The sequence below is a fragment of the Helicobacter sp. genome, assembly GCF_022511165.1.
Taxonomy (GTDB): domain Bacteria; phylum Campylobacterota; class Campylobacteria; order Campylobacterales; family Helicobacteraceae; genus Helicobacter_C.
Genome location: NZ_JAFLSB010000007.1, coordinates 33504 through 48610 on the forward strand (window position 1 = coordinate 33504; position 15107 = coordinate 48610).

At 38.6% G+C, this 15107-nt stretch carries 15 protein-coding genes; 5 read left to right on the top strand and 10 right to left on the bottom strand.

Annotation, left to right across the window (positions count from 1 at the left end):
* Positions 1–293: 293 nt before the first annotated feature.
* The 3 genes from J1E28_RS01900 to J1E28_RS01910 form a co-directional block, all read right to left on the bottom strand.
* A complete protein-coding gene (locus J1E28_RS01900; RefSeq protein ID WP_291026249.1) occupies positions 294–2867 on the bottom strand; it encodes an AAA family ATPase in 2574 nt (857 codons plus the stop codon).
* Between the two features lie 183 nt (positions 2868–3050).
* Complete coding sequence (bioD, locus tag J1E28_RS01905) at positions 3051–3662, bottom strand: ATP-dependent dethiobiotin synthetase BioD (RefSeq protein WP_291026250.1); 612 nt, start codon at positions 3660–3662, stop codon at positions 3051–3053.
* A gap of 56 nt (positions 3663–3718) precedes the next feature.
* The gene (locus tag J1E28_RS01910) at positions 3719–5389 is read right to left on the bottom strand and encodes a methyl-accepting chemotaxis protein (RefSeq protein ID WP_291026251.1); all 1671 of its coding nucleotides are present in this window, start codon (positions 5387–5389) and stop codon (positions 3719–3721) included.
* A gap of 161 nt (positions 5390–5550) precedes the next feature.
* Between J1E28_RS01910 and ccoS the strand changes: the two genes are divergently transcribed.
* The 3 genes from ccoS to J1E28_RS01925 all read left to right on the top strand — a co-directional run bounded on the left by ccoS (position 5551) and on the right by J1E28_RS01925 (position 6994).
* Positions 5551–5769, top strand: a complete 219-nt coding sequence (gene ccoS / locus J1E28_RS01915; RefSeq protein ID WP_291026252.1) for a cbb3-type cytochrome oxidase assembly protein CcoS — start codon at positions 5551–5553, stop codon at positions 5767–5769.
* Positions 5766–6740 carry an NAD(P)-binding domain-containing protein gene (locus J1E28_RS01920; protein WP_291026253.1) on the top strand — a complete coding sequence of 325 codons (975 nt, stop codon included), beginning with the start codon at positions 5766–5768 and terminating at the stop codon, positions 6738–6740. Before ccoS ends, J1E28_RS01920 begins: the two co-directional genes overlap by 4 nt.
* A gap of 68 nt (positions 6741–6808) precedes the next feature.
* Complete coding sequence (locus J1E28_RS01925) at positions 6809–6994, top strand: hypothetical protein (protein WP_291026254.1); 186 nt, start codon at positions 6809–6811, stop codon at positions 6992–6994.
* 149 nt (positions 6995–7143) lie between these two features.
* On the opposite strand, the gene fliY is transcribed toward J1E28_RS01925, so the two are convergent.
* From fliY to flhF, 6 genes are read right to left on the bottom strand one after another with little or no spacing between them, the layout of a single operon-like run.
* Positions 7144–7971, bottom strand: coding sequence for a flagellar motor switch protein FliY (fliY, locus tag J1E28_RS01930; RefSeq protein ID WP_291026255.1), 828 nt, complete (start codon positions 7969–7971; stop codon positions 7144–7146).
* Positions 7968–9029 (bottom strand): flagellar motor switch protein FliM, encoded by a 1062-nt coding sequence (fliM, locus tag J1E28_RS01935; protein WP_291026256.1) that lies wholly within the window; start codon positions 9027–9029, stop codon positions 7968–7970. Before fliM ends, fliY begins: the two co-directional genes overlap by 4 nt.
* Positions 9022–9729: an RNA polymerase sigma factor FliA gene (locus J1E28_RS01940; protein WP_291026257.1), complete on the bottom strand. Its 708-nt coding sequence runs from the start codon at positions 9727–9729 to the stop codon at positions 9022–9024. The genes fliM and J1E28_RS01940 overlap by 8 nt, the downstream gene beginning before the upstream one ends.
* A 12-nt stretch (positions 9730–9741) precedes the next feature.
* On the bottom strand, positions 9742–10086 hold the full coding sequence (locus J1E28_RS01945; protein ID WP_291026258.1) for a hypothetical protein: 345 nt from the start codon (positions 10084–10086) through the stop codon (positions 9742–9744).
* Between the two features lie 20 nt (positions 10087–10106).
* Entirely contained in the window at positions 10107–10979 is an 873-nt protein-coding gene (locus J1E28_RS01950) for a MinD/ParA family protein (RefSeq protein ID WP_291026259.1), read from the bottom strand.
* Positions 10980–10997: 18 nt separating this feature from the next.
* Complete coding sequence (gene flhF / locus J1E28_RS01955; RefSeq protein ID WP_291026260.1) at positions 10998–12464, bottom strand: flagellar biosynthesis protein FlhF; 1467 nt, start codon at positions 12462–12464, stop codon at positions 10998–11000.
* A gap of 392 nt (positions 12465–12856) precedes the next feature.
* On the opposite strand from flhF, the gene rpsB reads away from it, so the two are divergent.
* Both rpsB and tsf read left to right on the top strand, forming a co-directional pair.
* On the top strand, positions 12857–13645 hold the full coding sequence (rpsB, locus tag J1E28_RS01960; protein ID WP_291026261.1) for a 30S ribosomal protein S2: 789 nt from the start codon (positions 12857–12859) through the stop codon (positions 13643–13645).
* Positions 13646–14713: a translation elongation factor Ts gene (gene tsf / locus J1E28_RS01965; protein WP_291026262.1), complete on the top strand. Its 1068-nt coding sequence runs from the start codon at positions 13646–13648 to the stop codon at positions 14711–14713.
* Between the two features lie 97 nt (positions 14714–14810).
* On the opposite strand, the gene J1E28_RS01970 is transcribed toward tsf, so the two are convergent.
* The coding region (locus tag J1E28_RS01970; protein WP_291026263.1) for a hypothetical protein at positions 14811–15107 on the bottom strand (297 nt) is incomplete at its 5' end.

A 15107-nucleotide genomic window follows, 5' to 3' on the forward strand; every position in this document is an offset into this window, starting at 1 on the left:
AGGGGAGGAGCTTAAATGTGCCTTGATGCTTTGTAGTAATACAAAGTGTATTTAATGATATATATCTCACTCCCCCTAAAAACCCTTTTTTTAATTATGATACTCCCTGCCACTTTGTGGCATTTGCAGGATTTTGTTTGATATATGTCTCTCTCCAATGCCTTAAGAGGTTTGCAATCTGCATAAATTCGAGATTCTTAAGCACATCGGCTTAAGGTTTTAAACACAAGCAAACAAAAATAAGGCTTGCAATTTTGCCTTTTTTGGGCAGATTTGAATATCCTTTTATCCTTCTATTTCATTTCTGCGCTTATACTTTCATTTTGATACACAAAGCGCACCTTGCTTCCCTCTTTTACTTCATCGCGCAAAATCAAATCTGCCAAGCGATCTTCAATTTCTTCATATAATGCTCTTTTGAGCGGACGCGCTCCATAGACGCTATCAAAGCCAACAGCAGCAATATGCTCTTTTGCTTCTGTGCTTAGGCTAATGCTAATGCCCCGCTCCTTAGCCCTTTTTGCCAAAGATTCAAACATAATATCTACAATCTGCGTAATCTCTGCAATACCCAAAGGATTGAATACCACTACATCATCAAGGCGGTTAAGGAATTCAGGCTTAAAATACATCTTCAATGCCTCTTTCACTGCCTTTTGCCGCTGCTGCTTATCCTCAATCTCCATAATTTTATCGCTCGCAATATTGCTTGTAAGGATAATAATCGTATTGCTAAAATCCACAACAACACCCTTGCTATCTGTCAATCGTCCATCATCAAGCACTTGTAAAAGGATATTAAACACATCAGGATGCGCCTTTTCGACTTCATCAAAAAGCACAATACTATAAGGTTTGCGCCGCACTGCTTCGGTAAGCACCCCACCCTCTTCATAGCCCACATAGCCCGGAGGTGCGCCTACAAGGCGACTGACGGCGTGTTTTTCCATATATTCGCTCATATCAATGCGCACGAGGCTTTTGGCATTATCAAACAAAAATTCCGCTAAAGTCTTAGCGCATTGTGTTTTCCCTACACCTGTGGGTCCTAGAAAGAGAAAGCTTCCAATGGGTTTATTAGCATCACTTAAGCCTGCTTTATTGCGTTTAATCGCTCGAGCAATTGCCTTAATCGCATCATCTTGTCCTACCACACTTTTTTCTAGTTCAGATTCTATACCAAGAATACGCTCTTTTTGGCTTTGAAGCATTTTTTTAATAGGCACACCACTCCAGCGGCTCACTACCCCAGCAATACTCTCTTGTGTAACAGCATTTTTAAGCAAAGTGCCATTTTTTTGCATATTTTCCCATTGCTCCTGCAATGCTTTCTCTTCAGTTTGTATTTGCGGAATCTTGCCATAGTCAATCTCGGCAGCTTTGTTATAGTCTCCACTTCGCTTGGCAAGCTCGGATTCTCTTTTGAGGCTATCAAGCTTTGATTTAAGAGTAGCGATATTTGTAAAAACCTGCTTTTCTTGCTCAAATTTTCCCTCTAATGCCACTCGCTCTTCGCGCAAGTTTTCTAATTCTTTATCAATTTCATTCACCCGCGCCTCATTGACATTACTTTTTTCCATATTTAAAGCTTGTTTTTCCACCTGCAAATTGGCGATATGTTTTTTGAGCTTACTTAGCTCTAAAGGCTCGGATTCTATTTGCATTTTTAGCTCTGCTGCAGCTTCATCGATAAGATCAATAGCTTTATCAGGCAAGAATCTATCCGTGATATAGCGACTTGAAAGCTTTGCAGCCGCTACAAGCGCACTATCTGTGATATTGACATTATGGTGGGCTTCCAAGTTTGGCTTAATGCCACGCAAAATTTGCAAAGCTTCATTAATGCTTGGCTCATTCACATTAATAGGTTGAAAACGTCTTGTGAGCGCGGCGTCTTTTTCAAAATATTTGCGATATTCTTTGAGTGTAGTCGCACCTATGGTATGTAGCTCGCCTCGCGCAAGGGCAGGTTTTAGAATATTTGCTGCGTCCATACTCCCCTCACTCGCCCCAGCCCCTACAATCGTGTGAATCTCATCGATAAATAAAATCACATTTCCGGCTTTTTTGACTTCATCAACGACATTTTTAAGCCGCTCTTCAAATTCCCCGCGATACTTTGCTCCAGCAATAAGTGCGCTCATATCAAGGACAATGAGTTTTTTGTTTTGCAAACTCATAGGCACAGATTTTGCCACGATTCTTTGTGCTAAACCTTCCACAACCGCAGTTTTTCCTACGCCGGGCTCCCCAAGCAAGATAGGATTATTTTTGCTTTTGCGTATGAGAATTTGCATCATTGCATTAATCTCATCATCACGTCCTATCACAGGATCAAGTGTATTATCTAATGCCTTTTGGGTTAAGTCAATGCCAAATTTGCTTAAAGATTCTAAATTATCATCGCCGCTTTGTGTATCAATCTTTGCCTCACCACGCAAGGCAATCAAAGTTTTTTTCAGCTCATTCACATCAATAAATGGTTTAAAAATATTTACAAAGTCTTGTTCCTTGATATTTGCTATCAAAAACATATCTGCTGCAATGAAGCTATCGCCATTTTTTGTGGCTTCGCCCTGTGCAAGTGTAAGCGCAGAGGAGAGTTCTTTGCTTAGGCTTAAATTTTCTTTGGCAACATTTGAGCTTTTGGGCAGTTTATCAACCTCACTCCGCGCTTGTAGCTCTATGGCTTCTTTTTGAATATTCATTTTATGAAGTGCTTGATTAAGCACACTTTGATGATTGGTTAAAAATGCCCAATACATATGTGCGGGCGTAATTTCTTGGTTTTTAGAATGTAAAGCAAGTGAAGCTGCGCTATCAAGGGTTTCTTTCATTTGATTTGTTAATTTTTCAAATATGTTCATCATAAACTCCTTAAATTTTATAGGAGTAGCATTATATAAGTTTAGTCATTTAATGTCAAGTTTATTTATAAAATAACTGATAAGTTTTAGAATCTTGGCCTTTTTTATCAAAAGTATCAATGAAGTTATGATTGAAAGAGTGCAAAAATTTGAGAAAAATTCAACAAGTTTGTGTAGCAAAAACTAAAACTTTAAGCCCTGCATTTGCTCTTTCAAATACATACTTTTATGCCCAAAGTCTTTATGAGTAAAAAAGGGGAGATGAAAGAAGTTTATGCCATTAGTATATGAAGCAATAAACTCATCAATATGTGCATTCTCTGGAGTTTTCTCGCCTATAAAAACTAAGCCAAGAATAGGAATCCCTCTTTGCCTTAGGGCCTCATAAGAAAGCAAAATATGATTAATCACGCCAAGATAGTATTTTGCTACTAAAAAGCAAGGGTGCTTAAACGCGTTAATGTAATCAATCATTGTAAGATGCTCATCAATAGGTGTAAAAAGCCCTCCCGCTGTTTCTATGAGCAGATTCTCACTTTGAGGTAAGCGAATATCAAGGGCATTGTAACGAAGATTCTCGATTTTTTTGCCAAGATGGGGTGAAGCGGGAGTTTGTAAAAAAACACCGGGTGCAAAAATACGCGTTTTTGGGCTAAAGCCACTTACACAATCGCTATCTGTGGGTGTGCCAGCTTGGATAAGCTTAAAATAATCATACATAAAAGCATTGCAAAACGCAGCACAAAAGTGCGTCTTGCCTACATCTGTATGCACTCCGCAAACATAAATTTGCATTCTTATATCCTAAAATGCAAATACCGCTAAGAAGTAGCACTTGCGCTTAATTGAGATTAAATTTTAAAGAATGTCATATAGTTTTTAAGTGAATCAGAAATGTTTTTCAACTCATCAACGCATTTTGCTGCATTTTCCAAAGAAATTTGTGTTTCTTGTGAAAGCGTAGTAATACCTTGCATATCGTGTGAAATACTCTTCATCGTGTTTTCTTGATGGCTTGATGAAGAAGCCACAACTTGAGCTTTTTGCAATGAATCTTGAGCTTGATTTTCTATTTCTTCTAGCGTATGCACGGAATCCATAATAAGCTTTTGTCCTCTTTCAATTTGTGGCACAATAGCTTCAATAGAGCTAACAGAAACGCCTATGTTTTCTTGGATAAGCGTAATCATATTTGCAATTTCTGTGGTTGTTGAGGCGGTGCGTTCTGCTAATTTTCGCACTTCATCAGCTACCACTGCAAAGCCTCTTCCGTGCTCTCCTGCACGCGCAGCTTCAATAGCAGCATTGAGAGCTAGGAGGTTGGTTTGATCAGCAATTTCTGCAATCAAGTTTGCACTTCCGCCAATCTCTACAGATTGTTGTTGCAAACCACGAATATTATCTGCTGAAGTACTAATCATCTCTGTAATTTTGCCAATTTCTTGAGCTGTTGCATTAATGATTTCCACACCTTTTGCGGAGATTTCCACACTTTTTGCGGAGTTTTCTTCTGTTTGCTTAGCGATATTTGATACCTCTATAACTGATTGATTCATTTGCTCTATTTTTTCTGCCACATTTGCCGAACTTTGCATTTGTGTATTTGCAGCACTTTGAGCTTTATGTGAAGCATTGGCTACTTGAGTGGCAGCATTATTAATTTGATTTGATGAGTGAATAATGCTCTCCACAATATCCCTTAGCTTATGCTGCATCGCGGCGATAGAGGCAAGCATTGAATCTTTGCCTCTATATACCACAGGATCAGTGAGGTTACCATTTGCAATATGTGATACAACAGATGAAGCAGTATGAGGCTCACCACCAAGTAAGTTACGCAATGTGCGTATAATAGCGATTGCAATAATAATCCCAAAAACAATACTAAATATAAGTAAAACAGAAAGCTCTACTTTAAAATCAGATACTACTCCTCTTAGCTCTTTAGTAAGACTTTGGTTGCTATTTTCTTGATAATCAATAAATTGATTAATCTCTTTGAGCCATTGTGTGAAATAGGGCGAGAGTGTTTCAAGTATAGTTTGAGCTCTTTGAGAATCTCCAGCGAGCTTTGCTTGTGTAATTTGCACGATTAAAGGAATGCTTTTAGCCTGTGTCTCTTCAATAGCGCGTAAAATACCTAGCTGTTCTTTATTCAACATATTTGTGTTGATAAATTTTTCTCGCAAATTATCTTCTGCTTCTTTGTAAAATTGTTCCAATGAATTAATTTGTGCCAAAAGCTCTTGTAATTTTTTTTGATTTTCGCTCTTAGTAAGCACCACATCGCGTATTGCAATTGCTCTATCATGCACACTTCCACGAAAGTTAATTGCATAACGTTGCGCAAGGGCATTGACATCATTAATTTGAGTAAGCGAATCATCAATATAGTCTACACGTTTAAAGCTCATAAATACGATAATGCACGAAACAAGTATAGAGACACCAAAACCAAGAGCTAACATAAGAGCCACGCTCATTGTTTTCTTTGGTTGAGTTACTTTTGTTTGATCTGACATTGTCCAATATTCTCCTTAAAGTGAAAAAATGCTTAGGTAAATCGACATTATACATCGTTTTTTTTTTTTTTGATAAATCTATGATTAATATCATTTGTTTAATTTCACTTATCTCAAAACTGCTAGAATCACCACATCTCATTGATGAAAGGCTTAAATGAATGGCTACTGAAATGATAGCAGTGATGCTTGGCGTATCTTTGGTGCTTGGTTTATTTGGCTTGCTTGCCTTTATATGGGGTTTGAAGAATGGGCAATTTGATGATGCAAATAAAATGATGCAGGGTGTGCTTTTTGATTCCGTAGAGGATTTAAACCTTGCAGCAAAAGCTGACAAAAAGCAGAAAAAAACAATGACTCAAGACAAGGAGCAGGAATGAGTAAAATATATGATGTGGGTGTAGTAGGCTGTGGTCCTGCGGGTATCAGCGCGGCTTTAGAATCTACGAAGGCAGGTTTAAGCGTGATTGCACTTGAAAAAGGTGAAGCGCATAATATGAGTATTCGCAAATTTTACAAAGAGGGCAAACGCGTTGATAGAGATTATAAAGGGCAAGTTGTAGAATTAAAAGGACATATTAACTTTAAAGATGGCACGAGGGAGAGCACTTTAGCTTTTTTTGATGAGATTGTCTCTCCCTTAGAGATAGTCTATCAAAGTGATGTAGAATCAATCGTGCCTTTTACAGAAAGTAACGAAAAAGGCTTTAGTATCAATACGACAAATAATCAAAGCTATAAAGTGCGCTATGTGGCTATTTGTATTGGCAAAATGGGACAACCTAACAAGCCAAGCTACCCTTTTCCACCAAGTGTGCGAAAATGTATTAATTTCAATGCAAATGATGCCAAAAGCAATGAAAAGATTCTCGTTGTGGGCGGTGGAAACTCCGCAGTGGAATATGCCTATGATTTAGCGCAAAATGCACAAAATGGCGGGAGCGTAACGCTCAATTATCGCCGCAGCGAATTTAGTCGTATTAATGATACCAATGCCGCAGGGCTTCAAAAGATTATCGCAAATGGCACACTTCAAACAAAGCTTGGTATTGATATTACAGAACTTAGCGATGAAAATGGGAAGGTGGGCGTGCATTTTAGCGATGGGAGTAAAGAAAGCTTTGAACGCGTAATTTATGCTATCGGCGGGGCTTCTCCTGTTGATTTTTTAAAAAAATGCTCGATTGAAACTGATGAAAAAGGGGTGCCACTCTGTTTGCAATCGTGGGAAACTCATACAAAAAATATCTTTGTAGCAGGGGATATTGCGCTTAAAAGCGGCGGTTCGATTGCTGCGGCGATTAAATGTGGCTATGATATTGCCCAAGAAATTGCAAAAAGGGTGAAGTAAATAGCAGATTCTGTAAATAGTAGATTCTAAAATAAAGCAAGATAAGAATCTGCAAAAGAAAAGTTTATATGCGTGTGGTATATGCGCTAATGCTATGTATTATGGGGGCATTTGGGGCAAAGCTTTGCTATATTGGAGCAGAGCATCGTTTGCTCTTTGATAATAGAGAGTGTGAGATTTTGTATCAAAGCCTTGATATAGATGATTCTAATCCCCCCTCCCTTTCAGTTTCTCCGCTTTATACTACGCGATGATTTTAATATTTCAAAAGGCATTATTAAATGCTTTTTTGCAAGAATCTGCTTAATCACTTAATATTATCAAATGTTTTAGCCTTGTATGCGATTTGCTCGTTTTAGGATTTAGAGCTTGTAAAAGCTAAGGCTTAGAGGTAAAGAGGAGTTTAGCCTCGCAGCTGCTCTAATCTATCGCGTTTTGTGCCTATATCTGTGATTTGTATGCCGAAGTTCCCATCGACAATCACCACTTCGCCCTTAGCAATTACCTTATCATCGACAAGAATCTCAAGCGGATCATTGGCGAGCTGATTAAGCTCTATCACGCTCCCAATATCCATTGCAATCACATCTTTAAGCAACATTCGCTTTTGCCCGATGCGCACTTTGACATTAAGACGCACATCAAGAATCATATTGATATTTTTAAATTCTGTGGGCGAGAGTGTAGGAGAGCCTGCTGATTCTGCTTTATTATTTTGTGATTGATCATTTTTTTCAAATAATTCCGTAAAGCCTGCATTAGCTAAAATCGTAAAAACTGCCTGAATAGAATCAAGTGAGAAATTAAACACATAAGCCTTATTAAAACGTGATAAATCTATCTCATCTGTAACAAATTCAATATTTGTGCAGGTAAAATTAAGCTTTGGAAGTTCCTTTTGCGCATTTAAAGAGGTTGAAACTGCACCAACGATATTTGCACATATCTCTTTGACTGCATCTAAATCATCAGGACTCATTTCAGTTTTTGTCTCACCATCGCCTCCTAGCATCATATCAGCTAAAGCCGTCCCCATTGCCACAGGAATCACCATAGCAAGCTCACCGGTCCCTTCGCCACTTACAGCAATATAGCTAATCGAATAAGGCACAGGGAGATTTTCAAGACTTACATTTGCATCACTTGTGTGCGTTACACTAGGCGTTTTGCCCATTAAGCCCTCAAGCGTGGCAATAGTCTCTGCAACAATTAAATCTATAAAGGCTTTCATTCTCCCTCCTCTGCAATATCAGCAATTTTATTCTTGCGTTGTGATTCAAGCATTTCAAGTACTTCTTTGACTTGGTCTTTTTCTGTTTTAATAATTTCTTTAATCCGCAGAGTTTTACGATAACGTTGCAAACCAAATGTGGCAATAAACTTTTCGCGTCCATCAACAGAGACAATCGTTGTATCATCAGCGACAGTATCAAGGCGCACAATATCGCCCACTTTCAAATCAAGCACTTCTTTGAGTGTTAGGGTTGCTTCACCTAAATACCCATTGACAACCACACTTGCTCCTGCAACAAGTGCTTGAAGTTCTTTGTTACGACTTTTCTTTGAGCTAGTATCACTTAACATCAAATCACGACTTGCCAAACGTGAAAGCACGGTTTCAAGCGAAATCACAGGATAGCAAATACTCATCATACCGCTACTATGCCCGATGATAATCTCCATTACCACCATAATAACAATTTCATTTTGCGCCACGATTTGCACCACATTAGGGCTTGATTCTTTTGCATCAACGGTAGGAAAAATTTCTGTGATAGAAGACCACGCTTCTTTGAGATTCTGCATAATTTGTCGTAAAAGCGTATCGAGGAGATTCACTTCAATATCGCTAAACTCACGCGAACTTTCATAAGGGTCGCCTTTACCACCCAAAAGTCTATCAATCATAGGAAAGGCAATGCTTGGGTTAATCTCCAAAATGGCTGCACCTTCAAGTGGCTTCATCGAAAAAATATTAAAGCTCGTTGGGCTTGGCAAACTCATCAAAAACTCACCATAAGTCATTTGATCCACACTATGGAGCTGAATCTCCACAATACTTCTCATTACCGCTGAAATTTGTGAAGAGAGAGAACGTGCCATTTTGTCGTGGATTGACTTAAAGGCGCGAAGTTGTTCTTTACTTACACGATTTGGACGCTTAAAGTCATAGAGCGTAACTTGCTTTTGATGAGTTAAATCCTGCTTGTCTATATCGCTAACGTCGCCATCATCATCGACAACATTTAAAAGAGCATCAATCTCTTCTTGACTTAATATATCAGCCATTTATATCTCCTAGTCCTTGTCGAATTTTCTTAATTACTTCTTTTGCAATCTGCGAAATACGAGATTCTGTAATATCAAGAATCTCACTAATTTCTTTGAGGCTAAGCTCCTCAAAATAATAAAGTTGAATTACCATTTGCTCCCTCTTGCTAAGCTTTTTAAGGATATTATGAATAAGCTCCATAAGCTCCTCTTTTTGCACATCTTCTACGATATTTTCAGCACAAATGGCATTGTATTGCTCATCAATTGGCACAAGTGCATATATATCAGAAGCCACACGCGCTTCTTTAATCTTTGCTATATCCTCATTTAAAACCTTTGCGAGATATTCATCGCTTGGCTCTTCTTGGTGGTCGTTAAAATATTTTGATATTTCATAATCAATGCTTTTTACAAGCCTACGATTCGCGCGTGAGAGAACATCAAGGCTGCGCAAATAATCAAGCATTGCTCCATTCACGCGCGTTTTAGCAAAGCCCCAAAATGAATCATTGAGGCTACTATCATAACGTCTTGCAAGTTTGATAAGCTCTTCTGTGCCAATAGATACAAGGTCCGCCATTTCAATAGAGCTTGGCAGGCGCTCTTTAAGGCGAAATGCCATTGCTTTAACCGCTGGGAGATATTGCAAGGCAAGCTCATCTTGAGCATGCTTGAGTGTTTGATTGTATCCATTGCCTTGACTTATACTTTTCACGCACCTTTCCCCCTAGTTTGCATTATCATTTTGCTGCTGCATTTCTTCTTCATCATCAGCCTCTATACTGCGGATAAAATTGCGAATCTTAACAGATTCTTTTTCTCGTCTATCAAATTCAAGGCGATAAAATTCTAAATTATTTTCTAACTTGCTCTTTTTAAGCTTAGAACGTTCAAAATCAAGAAACCAAAAGTGCAACGATACACTCACTACTACGATAAGATACATACCTAGTGTTGTTATGATTGTCCATAGTACCATAATTTCAGGTTCATCAAACTTGCTAATAGAAAAAGCAAGTCCTATAAAAAACCCTGCCACGATGCTAAAACTCATAAAATTATCTGGTTTCATACCCTGCCTTTATCTAATCCCTAAAAGTAACCAAACACTCGCCTCAAAAAATGAGCAAAATGCTGCTTTTGAGGTAAAGTAAGCATATTGCGTTCCACCTTAGTCAATAGATTTTGAACAATACTTTCTATTTGTCCGCTTACTGCGCTCAAAGGCTCTGCTTTGACAAAAAGCTCTCGTTGGCGCACAGCTTTTGCCACGACTTGGCTTTGCTCAATAAAACCAAGCGAATGTAATTGCAATGAAGGGATATTTTTGTGTGCCAATCCTACAATACGTTCAAAAACAAGCTGTGATTCTTTGGCATTTTTTACCATATTGAGAATCATAAATATTTCATTATGTTTTTTGCTATTAAGCTTAATGGTCGCATACGCATCAGTAAGTGCCGATGGATCGGGCATAGTAACTACCACGACAATATCACTTGCATCTAAAAAATCCTGCGTAACACCGCCAATCCCCGCACCTGTATCAATAATCATATAATCAATATCATCTAAAATATCACTTTCTTGCAAAAAACGCTCAAATACACCACTCTTAGCGTATTTGAGAATCTCTTCCCCACTATCTCCGGGGACAAGATATAATCCCTCTTCTATGGGGTGGATAATCTCCTGAAAGCTCGCTTCCCCGCGCAATGCGTGAAGGATATTTTTTTGTGAGCGCACCCCAAAAATCAAATCAAGATTTGCCAAGCCAATATCTGCATCAAAAACCGCTACTCTTTTTTTATTTTTCCATAAACAATATGCCAAATTCGCGCTTATGCTTGATTTTCCCACGCCTCCCTTGCCTGAAGTGATAGCTATAAATTTTGTGGCGCTCAAGTTGCGTTTATCTTGGCTTTGAACAAGAGATTGAAGCTCATAGGCTTGGTTTTGTATCATTTATGCCTCTTTACATAACTACTTTGATTCTGGACGTCTAAATCCATCAAGCAAACAATCTACCAAATAATCATTTCCTGCCAATACTAAATCATTAGGCACTCCTTGCCCGATTGAAAGGTAAGAAATAGGTTTTTTTGTTTCATACACGAGTGAAAAAATATTCCCAAAATAGCGACTTTCATCGAGTTTGCTAAAAATGAGGGTATCAATATCAAGTTCACCAAAGGCATTATAGGTATCGCGCAAATCCTCATACTTAGCATTTACCGCAAGAACAAGGCTTATATCGATCTTATAATCGCTATTGAGATAGCTTTTAAGCGTTTGTAATTTCTTTCTATCGTGCTGCGAATGTCCCGCAGTATCAATAAGGATATAATCACAATGCTTCAAAGAATCTATTGCTTTGCCAAATTCTTCAGGCTCTACCACCGTATCAATGCTTAGCTTCATCATACGCGCATATGCCATAAGCTGATCGACTGCTGCTAAACGATAGGTATCAAGCGTAATCACTCCCACACGATAGCGGGCATTAAGCATTAAAGAATAGCGCGCAGCAAGTTTTGCTAGGGTTGTTGTTTTGCCCACACCTGTGGGTCCTACAAGCATCATTATTTTTTTTGTATCATTTTGCGGATTCTCATTTCTGCAATAAATCATCTTGCGCAATACCTCGCGAAAATAACGTTTAATAGTCGTAGAATTTGAGCGCATTTTCAAAGGCATAAGCTCTAAAGAGAGCTGCATTATCGTATCTAAATGCTCTCTTTTCATACCACTATTTTTGGCGATTCTATAAATCTCGGCAAACTCTTGGGGGATATTTAGTCCATCATTTTTTGGTCCTTTTTCCTCCCATAGCATATTTTGAATGATTTTAAGTTTGTCATTGAGCTCATCAAGCTCACTTTTAATATTTTTAAGCTCAATTTTATCATTAATTTGCTGTTCCAAGCGCGTTTGCTGTAAATCTTGGATTCTCTCATTTGCGCGTTCATCAATATTTGTGGTTTTTGTAGACTTTGCTTTGAAAGCTTTTGTATAAGTTTGAGGCGCAGAAGCTTGAATCTTAGGATTTTCAGGCATATTGCTTGGGACATTAGCAATTTGTGAGATTTGCTTGACTGCATCAGAGAGCTGGAGTGTTACCTCATCATAAATTTTAGGCTGCTTCTTTTGGCGCTTTTGTGCCATTTTCTTCTCTGCAATTTCATCAAGCCTTTTTTGCACACTATTTGGTGCAGATTCTGCAACTTCTTGCTTTGCCTCTTGGGCTTGTGTATGTGTGGATTCTGCAAGTGAGGGTTGTGTATCATCATCAACCGCAATCACTATCTCATATAAGCCCGGCTGTGCGAGGGATTTTTTACGTATCTCTTTATTTTCTACGAGCAAAACATCGCTCCCAAAGGTATCTTGCGCCTTCTTGAGGGCTTGTGCAGGGGTATCCCCCATAAAGGTATGCAGTTTTTTTGCCATTGTCGTCTCCGCCTCTTTAATGTAAAAACTTGAAATCAATTTTTAAGAGTCTTATTGTAGCTTTTTAGGGCTTAAGTTTCATTATATTTATATATGGAAAAGCAAAAAATAAATTATGTAAATGTTTTTTACTTTTTTGCGCATAAAAATACAAAATTCTGCATTTATAAGCAAAATTTTAGAGAAACAAGACTAAAATGACGCCCTTTGTTTGCAAATACTTTTGGGCAAGATTCTTGTTTGCTCTTTAGAATCTTGGGCTTAGATTAAAGTATTTTGTTACGCAAAATTCACACATACCAATCCTTTTGTTAGGTTGCAAAGTTTTAAGCTTATTTTTAGCTTTGTTAAGGGGTATGGAGGACAAACCACATCTTATCAAGGAGAAATTTATGGTAACAATGAAAGATTTACTTGAGTGCGGTGTGCATTTTGGGCATCAAACACGCCGTTGGAATCCAAAAATGCAACGATTTATTTTTGGTGTAAGAAAAAATATCCACATTATTGACTTACAAAAGACTTTGCGATACTTCCGCTATACTTATAATATTGTCAAAGAAGCTGCGGGTGAAGGCAAGGTGATTATGTTTGTAGGTACAAAGAAACAAGCAAGTGAAACGCTTAAAACCTATGCAGAATCTGTGAATGCGCCCTATGTCAATTATCGTTGGCTTGGCGGTATGCTTACAAATTTTAGCACGATTAAAAAGAGTGTGCGCAAACTTGAAATTATTGAGGAAATGGAAAGCAGTGGGCAAATTGATTTGCTTACTAAAAAAGAAAAGCTGATGTTGCAGCGCAAAAAAGAGAAACTCAATAAATATCTTGGCGGTGTGCGTCATATGAAAAAAGCGCCTGATATGCTTTTTGTCATTGATGCGGCAAAGGAAAAAATTGCCGTGGCTGAAGCACGCAGACTTGGAATCCCTGTGGTTGCGCCACTTGATACAAATTGCGATCCGGATATGGTGGATTATCCAATTCCGGGCAATGATGATGCGATTCGCTCAATTCAGCTTTTCTGCAAAGAAATTAGTGAAGCGATTTTGGAGGGCAGAGCTGAAAATAAAGATGAGCAAAGCCAAGAAGAGCAGATTCCTGCCACAGAAGGAGAAAAAGAAGCACTTTTAGATGAACTTACCCAAGAGCTTGCAAAAGATATGCAAGAGGAGGCGTAAATGGCAGATATTTCAGCACAACTTGTAAAACAGCTCCGCGAAATGACGGATGCGGGTATGATGGATTGCAAAAAAGCTCTTGTGGAGACAAATGGTGATATTGATAAGGCGGTAGAATATTTAAGAGAAAAAGGCTTAAGCAAGGCTGCTAAAAAAGCTGATAGGGTGGCAAGTGAAGGCATTGTGAGCGTAGAAGTAGCAGATACTCACAGCAAAGCAAGTATGATTGAGATAAATTCTGAAACAGATTTTGTCGCTAAAAATGATACTTTTAAAGAGCTTGTGGCAAAGACAGGCAAGATTGTCTATGAGCATTCACTCTCTCGCACAGAGGAGCTTCACGCGATGAATGTCGATGGTGCGAATTTTGAGGAATATCTCCAACAAAATATCGCAAAAATTGGAGAAAACATCGTGGTGCGCCGCATTATGAGTATAGAATCAAAGGGCAATGGCATCGTCAATGGCTATGTGCATTCAAATGGGCGCGTGGGGGTGCTTATTGCAATGAAATATGGCAAGGATAGCTCTAGGGCAGCTTGTGTGGAGCTTGCCAAAGGTATTTGTATGCACGCAGCGGCGATGAAGCCTCAAGTTTTAAGCTATACAGAGCTTGAGAATGATTTTATTCAAAAAGAAAAAGTTGCTATCATTGCTGAGCTGACAAAAGAAAATGAGGAGTTGAAGCGACTTGGCAAACCACTCTATAAGATTCCACAATACATCAGCCGCAGCGAGCTTACAGAATCTGTGCTTAAAGCCCAAGAGCAAAAATTACGAGAGGATTTGAAGGCTCAAGGGAAGCCTGAAAAAATTTGGGATAAGATTCTGCCCGGACAAATGGAGCGATTTGTAGCTGATAGCACATTGCTTGATCAAAGAATGACGCTTTTAGGGCAGTTTTATGTAATGGACGATAAAAAAACTATTGCTCAAGTGCTTGAATCTAAGGGCAAAGAGCTCAATGATAATATTGAGATTGTCCAATATGTCCGCTTTGAGCTAGGCGAGGGGATTGAGAAAAAGGTTGAGGATTTTGCTGCTGAAGTCGCCGCTCAAATGAAATAGGCAACTTTAGGGCATTGCTTTAATAGGGCGTTACTTTTTGGGTAGCCCCCTATAAAGCATACATAGCTTATATGAGCTATGTATGATAATATAAATCTTAGCCTTTAAGCCTTTTGAGTATGGAGTTTTTAATCCTTCTTAATCGTCTTGTGATGTAGGAATGCTCAAGTCTGTGGGAGATTTCTACTAATTTGCCGTGTATAAATGAGCCATCTTGTTTGCGATTACCCCATAAAACCCCAAGCATTGCTGTGTTAGAGAGATTTCTTTGCAGCATTTGATGAAGATTCACTTGCTCCATAGGATAATACACCTGCATCGTCCAAAGATTAAGCGGAGCTAAAAGCACATAATTAAGCCCACTTAGCACCCTATCGACAGCCAAAAAATCCTC

What these genes read in the sequence shown, in the direction of transcription:
- fliY (WP_291026255.1), bottom strand. Translation starts at nt 7,971, where the DNA reads ATGAAAGCCTTTATAGATTTAATTGTTGCAGAGACTATTGCCACGCTT.
- fliM (WP_291026256.1), bottom strand. Translation starts at nt 9,029, where the DNA reads ATGGCTGATATATTAAGTCAAGAAGAGATTGATGCTCTTTTAAATGTT.
- J1E28_RS01900 (WP_291026249.1), bottom strand. Translation starts at nt 2,867, where the DNA reads ATGAACATATTTGAAAAATTAACAAATCAAATGAAAGAAACCCTTGAT.
- J1E28_RS01920 (WP_291026253.1), top strand. Translation starts at nt 5,766, where the DNA reads ATGAGTAAAATATATGATGTGGGTGTAGTAGGCTGTGGTCCTGCGGGT.
- J1E28_RS01945 (WP_291026258.1), bottom strand. Translation starts at nt 10,086, where the DNA reads ATGAAACCAGATAATTTTATGAGTTTTAGCATCGTGGCAGGGTTTTTT.
- J1E28_RS01910 (WP_291026251.1), bottom strand. Translation starts at nt 5,389, where the DNA reads ATGTCAGATCAAACAAAAGTAACTCAACCAAAGAAAACAATGAGCGTG.
- ccoS (WP_291026252.1), top strand. Translation starts at nt 5,551, where the DNA reads ATGGCTACTGAAATGATAGCAGTGATGCTTGGCGTATCTTTGGTGCTT.
- J1E28_RS01950 (WP_291026259.1), bottom strand. Translation starts at nt 10,979, where the DNA reads ATGATACAAAACCAAGCCTATGAGCTTCAATCTCTTGTTCAAAGCCAA.
- J1E28_RS01925 (WP_291026254.1), top strand. Translation starts at nt 6,809, where the DNA reads ATGCGTGTGGTATATGCGCTAATGCTATGTATTATGGGGGCATTTGGG.
- rpsB (WP_291026261.1), top strand. Translation starts at nt 12,857, where the DNA reads ATGGTAACAATGAAAGATTTACTTGAGTGCGGTGTGCATTTTGGGCAT.
- flhF (WP_291026260.1), bottom strand. Translation starts at nt 12,464, where the DNA reads ATGGCAAAAAAACTGCATACCTTTATGGGGGATACCCCTGCACAAGCC.
- bioD (WP_291026250.1), bottom strand. Translation starts at nt 3,662, where the DNA reads ATGCAAATTTATGTTTGCGGAGTGCATACAGATGTAGGCAAGACGCAC.
- tsf (WP_291026262.1), top strand. Translation starts at nt 13,646, where the DNA reads ATGGCAGATATTTCAGCACAACTTGTAAAACAGCTCCGCGAAATGACG.